We start from the raw sequence: 5,691 nt of genomic DNA, 5'->3' as shown, positions 1-5,691 counted from the left end.
GCCGTCTTCGCGGGGGCCGGAGCGGCAGCCTTGGCAGCCGGCGCAGGAGGTGCGGTCTTGGGGGCGGGAGGCGTGGCCTTGGGAGCAGCAGGCGGAGCTACAACAGCGGCGGGTGCAGCCGCGTTGCCGTTCGAGGCAGTCCCGTTTCCACCTCCCGTGTTCGCCGAGTCCGGCGAGTAATCGGTCAAGAATTCGTGCCAACTGGGATCCACGGACGACGGATCGTCCTGGAAGCGTTGGTACATCTCGTCAACCAGCCACTGGTTCTGTCCGAATTGGGATGTAGAACTGCTGCTCACGGCAGGTGTTCGCCTCGTTTCTATTTCGGTACCCGATCAGAGCGCCTATATACATGAGATTAGCCCGAGCGTGTGACGAGCAATTGTGCGGCACACAATTTGTGAGCTGTCTCACGGAAGTCCGTGATCTTGCGATCGCGCACTACCTCTCGGCGGTACAAATCCGTGCCGACTGTCACGCGACGGGGTTGCCTTCGATGACAGTTCTCGACGTCAGATTATTCCCCTCACGCGCCTGCGATGCATCCCAGAGTCCCGAGTAGTGACCACCGGCATACCGCAGAACATCGTGCGGGCCGTATTCAACGATACGTCCCCGGTCAACTACGACAACGAGGTCCGCTCGGGCAGCTGTCGCGAGGCGGTGAGCTACGACGACGGAAGTCCGTTTCCGGGTGACCGACCGACTTGCTTCGAGCACCATTCGTTCGGTCGCGGGATCGAGCGTCGCGGTCGCCTCGTCGAGGAGCAGAAGGTCCGGGTCGACGAGTTCGGCACGGGCCAATGCGATCAGTTGGCGTTGGCCCGCCGAGAGCCCCTGGCCGCGCTCGCCGACGGGATGATTCATGCCTCCACGCATGTCGGCTATCGAATTCAGTGCGCCGACGGAACGTGCCGCTTCCTCGATCTCCGCGTGCGACGCCGACGGCCTGCCGTACGCGATGTTGTCGGCGACCGTGCCGGTGAACAGATGGGCTTCTTGTGGGACCACGCCGAGGCGACGTCGGTACTGCGAGAGGTGGAAGTTCCGGATGTCGGTTCCGTCCACGTCGACCGATCCGGACGTCGGGTCGTAGAAGCGGGCGAGCAACTTCACGACCGTCGACTTCCCGGCACCGGTTCGGCCGACCAGAGCGACGGTCGTGCCCGGCGGGATTTGCAGATCGAAATCGGAGAGGGCGTCGACGTCCGCACCCGAGTACCGGAACCCGACCCCGTCGAGATGGACGGCGCCGTCGAGTCGTCCGGAGATCGCGATCAAATCCTCGCTGTCGGCAGTCTCGATCGAACTGCGAGTGCGCAGCAGGTCGCCGATTCGTTGCAATCCGACGTTTGCCTGTTGGTAACCATCGAACACTTGTGAGAGTTGCTGAATCGGTCCGAACAGCAGACCGAGGTAGAGCACGAAAGCGATCAGTACGCCGGGCGAAGTCGATCCGTTGGCGATCTGGTGCGCACCGACGAACACGACCGCGGCCAACGCGAGGTCGGACAGGAACGAAATGAAAGGGAAGTAGATCGAAATGGCTCGCTGCGACCGCATCCGCGATCGGCGGTAGCTCTCGGAGCGTTCTGCGAACCTACGCGCCGCACCTTCTTCGCGGCGGTAGGCCTGAGCTGCTCGCAGACCGGCGATGTTCTCCTGGAAGTCGGCATTGACGAGCGAGATCCGTTCGCGGGACTGGCTGTAGGCAACCGAGGAGATCTTGCGGAAGATCACGGTCGCAACCACGAGCGGTGGGATGACGGCCAGCGCCACCAGGCCGAGCGTCACGTCGGTCGCCAGGAGGGCGATCGAAATTCCGCCGACGGTCAGGACGCTCACGATCGCCGTCGACATACCGGTTTGGATGAACGACGAGAGCGCGTCGACGTCGGTGGTCATACGCGTCATGATGCGGCCGGACAATTCCCGTTCGTAGTAGTCCAGACCCAGGCGCTGCAGGTGTGCATAGCTGCGTACGCGGAGCCCGAACAACACGCGTTCACCGGCTCGGGCCGTGAGCACCGTCATGACCGCCACGATGACCCAGTCCGCTGCGACCAGGAGCGCGCCGAATGCCGTCGCGATCCAGAGTGTGGTGCTGTCTGCGGTCACGACTCCGTGGTCGATCGCATATCTGACGAGGGAGGGAAATGCGATCGCCGCGGCGGAGTCCAGGGCAAGGCACACGACAACCGCCAGTAGAACCCAGCGGACCGGCCTCAAGATCTGTCGGAGTGAGAACTGTGGATTCGATTCGCGCAGGCTCTCAGGAGCAATTCCGGGGTCTTCGCGTGCGGGTGGGAGAGCGTCGACTGCTGCCCGCAGAGACGGAGTCACCGCGATTCCGCTGAGCGCTCCGGCCATCGGTCCGCCGGCACTCTGCGCCGAAGCGGTAGTGCTGTCGGCTTCGGATTCCGGAGCCTGCGGCCACAGCTGCTCGGTTGTGGGCTCGCGGCGTTGATGTCCGAAAGCGTCAGGGCCGGCCTCGTCGATTTCGGCGGATAGTTCCGGCGGCGAGGAGAACAGGGCGCGAAAGAGCGGACATCGCGCTTCCAGCTCGTCCACGGTTCCGGAGTCGATGATCCGTCCGCCGTCGAGAACCGCGACGCGATCTGCCAGCGTCAAGGTGGATCGCCGGTGCGCGAGGATGAGCGTGGTCTGGCGCCGTCTGGCCCGGAACGCGTCGAAGATCGCGGCTTCGGTAGCCGCATCGACTGCGGAGGTCGCGTCGTCGAGGACCAGGATCCGTGGGTCGACGAGCAGTGCCCTGGCAAGTGCGATGCGCTGACGCTGGCCGCCCGACAGCGTCAGACCTCGTTCACCGACAACGGTGTCGTATCCGTCCGGGAGTGCCTCGATGAACGAATCTGCCTGTGCCAGTGCTGCTGCGTCGCGGATGTCCTCGTCGGAGGCGTCCTCGCGACCCAGTGCGATGTTGGCGGCAATGGTGTCCGAGAACAGGAAAGGTTCGTCGAAGACCAGGCTGACGGCGGCACGAAGCTGCTCACTGCGCAGTTCGCCGATGGGGAACGTCTCGCCCGCGGTATCGACGGTGACTACACCCGAAGTCGGGGCGTAGAACCGGGGGAGAAGCAAGGACAACGCGGTCTTGCCCGACGCGGCCGGCCCCACGACGGCGACGGTCTCGCCCGGTTCTATGCGGAGGTTCAGCCCGGTCAGGACGTCGCGTTCGGTGTCGAACCCGAATGCGACGTCTTCGAAAGTGACGCCGAGCGGACCGTCGGGCAGGTCCACCGGATGGTCAGGATCGGCGATGTCCGGCTGAGCGTTGATGACGTCGTAGACACGCTCGACAGCGGCGCGCGCAAGCTGCGCCATGACGATGACCGACGACAGAGTTCGGGTGACGCCGGTCATCGTCACGATGTAGGTGGCGAACGCGAGAAACGTTCCCACGGTGATCTTGTCGTGCAGTGCGAGATACCCGCCGAGGGCGATCACTCCCACCTGCCCCAGCTGGGGCAAGGCGGCCATGGTCGGCGCGAATTTCGCGTTCAACCACGCGGCGCGAAGACGCTCCGAATACAGCGTGCGGCTGTGCTTTTCGAGTTGGTCGACGGCTCGTTGTTCCTGCCCGAATCCCTTGACGACGCGCACGCCCGTGACGGTTTCCTCGACATGTTGGGCGAGGTCGGCGGCCCGCTGCTGCGCGGACCATGTTGCGGCGAAGAGCATCGGTCGCATCAGGAACACCACCAGCCCGACTGCGGGGATGACGGCGACAGCGACGAGAGTCAACAGCGGCGAGAGCCACGCCATGATGCCGATCGCGAGCACGAATTGCAGGAGCGCACCCGCGGACATGGGCACCATCGCGAGCAAACCCTGGACGAGTTGTAGATCGGTGATGGACCGGGATACCACCTGGCCTGTGCGGATCTGATCCTGCCCGTGTCCGTCGAGGCGTTGCAGCGAGCCGAGCAGGGCGAGCCGCAAGTCGTGTTGAACATCGAGCGAGAGTCGGCCGGCAAGCATCCGTCGGCCGTACTGGCACGCGAAGCGCACGACCGCGAGCAGCGCGATCGCCAGCGCGACGAACCCGATCACCTTGCCTGGGTTCTCCTGGCTTGCGGCGTCGAGCGCATAGCGGGTCAGAAGAGGAAACGAGATGTCGATCGCCGAAGCGATGACGGTCACCAGAAGCGCGCCGATGGCAACTCTTCGGTGCAACCAGCATGCGTGCGCCAAGCGGCGGATCCAGCTCGGAGCTCGATCGACCTCTCCAGCTACCGGACTGTCCGTGTTGATCGTGTTCATCGAGATCCACGGTAGACCCGGCCCCAGACAGCCTTTTCAGGTGATGTCGCGGGTCCTGGTCCGCAGCCAACCGAGCCCGCAGAACAGAACCACCCAAGCTGCCAGCATCATCGGGCCGCTCGGCCAGGACGCAAACGCGTCGACGTCGATCGACGGGGCCGCATTGATGATCGTGCCGATCGTGGCCGACACCGGAAGCGCGGCCCCGACCCCGCCGAGATCCATCGCGAGCAGCACTGCGCGGACGATCCATTCACCGAAGACGAACCACAGGATGACCGAGAGGGCACCGGCCATCGGCGAACCGGTGAGCAGTGCCACCCCGGCGCCGAGCAGTGCCCACAGAGCGCACGCCAGAATGCCTGCGGCGCAGATGGCGAAGAGATCGGTGGTGAAGCTGAAGTCCCGGCCGAAGAGCAACATCGCGCCGATGCTGACTACTTCGACCGCCAACGCGTAGCCGACGGCGAATACCGCGACGACGGCAAGTTTTGCGCCGAGAACTCCGTCACGGCCGCGAGCTGTGAGGAACGTCGTGGTGAGAGTTTTGTAGCCGAATTCGGATCCGGCGGTGAGTGCTCCGAAGACAGCCGCGAACACCAGGACAAGCGTGTTGGAGACACCGAGGCTGACGCCGGTGGACACGACATCGACGTCGAAGGTGGTGTCTGCCGAATCGGCCACGGCTTCGACGAACGTCCTGGTGGAGGCAGCAATCAGCACGGCCACGACGACCGGTGCGATGGCCAGTGCCCACCAGTAGCGCAGGGTGAGAACTTTGAGTGTCTCCGCGCGCACGAGCGTGGTCATCGGTGTCCTCCGGTAGGTCCGTATGCGGCAGGGCCGTAATAGCCCGGTCCGGAACCGGGACCGGGTGGGCGGTGGTATCCGACCTGGGGAACCGCGTACTGCGGTGTTGTCATCGCGAGGAACAGTTGCTCGAGATCTGCGCCTTCGGTTGCGACGCCGAAGATCGTGACACCGGCGGCGGATGCCACCGGTGGGAGCACCGACGTGTCGGTGCCGCCCACGGCGAGCCGTCCGTCCTGCGTGATCTGGGCGTCGATGATTCCGCGAGCGGCCAATGCCGTGGCGAGGAGCGCTGGGTTGGAACACGAGACGAGCAGTCGACTGCGCTGCGAGCGGCGAAGTTCGTCCATGGTCCCTTGGTAGACGAGTGAGCCGGCGCTGACGATGACCACGCTGTCGACGGTCGCTTCCACTTCACGAAGCGCGTGACTCGAGATCAGAACCGTTCGGCCGGAACCGGCGAAGGTCTGCAGGAACTGACGAAGCCACGCCATGCCCTCGGGGTCGAGTCCGTTCGCGGGTTCGTCGAGCACGAGGATCTCGGGATCACCGAGCATCGCGGTGGCAAGGATCAGGCGTTGGCGCATTCCGAGCGAG

At 64.6% G+C, this 5,691-nt stretch carries 3 protein-coding genes and 1 pseudogene; all 4 read right to left on the bottom strand.

Annotation, left to right across the window (positions count from 1 at the left end):
* Positions 1–299, bottom strand: a 299-nt coding sequence (locus A2J01_RS08445) for a 2-oxoglutarate dehydrogenase E1 subunit family protein (RefSeq protein WP_197494183.1), incomplete at its 3' end; no start/stop codon positions are given.
* A gap of 175 nt (positions 300–474) precedes the next feature.
* A complete protein-coding gene (locus A2J01_RS08440) occupies positions 475–4,284 on the bottom strand; it encodes an ABC transporter ATP-binding protein (RefSeq protein WP_064112511.1) in 3,810 nt (1,269 codons plus the stop codon).
* 36 nt (positions 4,285–4,320) lie between these two features.
* Complete coding sequence (locus tag A2J01_RS08435; RefSeq protein ID WP_064112510.1) at positions 4,321–5,094, bottom strand: ABC transporter permease; 774 nt, start codon at positions 5,092–5,094, stop codon at positions 4,321–4,323.
* Positions 5,091–5,691: pseudogene (locus tag A2J01_RS08430) on the bottom strand (AAA family ATPase); the annotation flags it as partial. The pseudogene A2J01_RS08430 and the gene A2J01_RS08435, both read right to left, overlap by 4 nt.

This window comes from Rhodococcus sp. EPR-134 (assembly GCF_001647205.1).
Taxonomy (GTDB): domain Bacteria; phylum Actinomycetota; class Actinomycetes; order Mycobacteriales; family Mycobacteriaceae; genus Rhodococcus_F; species Rhodococcus_F qingshengii.
Note: the sequence above shows the minus strand (reverse complement) of the source record. Positions and strands in the feature narration are given on the sequence as shown.